Genomic DNA, 532 nt, shown 5'->3' with positions numbered 1-532 from the left:
TTTTTTATTACAATTTTTAATTTGAATGTTATATTATCTGTAATTGAAATTAATTAATATGACGTTAAGTGTTAAAATAATTATCAGTTATTCAATATTATCCTTACTTATAGAAGTAATGATTTTTTGTTCCACTGGGGATTGTCACACTAACTGTGTAATGTTCTAAATTAATTCTCCTCAAAAGCTGTTTTTTTCCTTGATAATTCTCTCTCCAAATTTAACATAAAGTTGTGATAATGCGATACCCCAGTTATGTATAGGCATTGTCCATTTTTTACTGATATTCTGTATGACCAGATACATTAGCTTCATCAGTGCCTGTTCTGAAGGAAAAGCACCTTTAGTTTTGGTGATTTTGCGTATCTGGCGATGTACCCCTTCACTTGGATTGGTAGTATATCTGATTTTTCTTACTACCTCATCGTACTCGAAGAATGCTGAGAGATTTAACCAATTTTACAGACAGGAATTGAATTTCAGTGAATAATTTTTTGCCCACTTCTCTACAAAGGAAAGCAGCCTTTGATAT

At 31.2% G+C, this 532-nt stretch carries 1 pseudogene; it reads right to left on the bottom strand.

What is annotated here, in order from left to right:
- Nucleotides 1-180: 180 nt before the first annotated feature.
- A pseudogene (locus GNY06_RS03990) lies at nucleotides 181-444 on the bottom strand (transposase); the annotation flags it as partial.
- Nucleotides 445-532 lie beyond the last annotated feature (88 nt).

This window comes from Elizabethkingia argenteiflava, assembly GCF_009904105.1.
GTDB classification, from domain to species: domain Bacteria; phylum Bacteroidota; class Bacteroidia; order Flavobacteriales; family Weeksellaceae; genus Elizabethkingia; species Elizabethkingia argenteiflava.
This window is presented reverse-complemented; position numbering and strand designations above follow the sequence as displayed.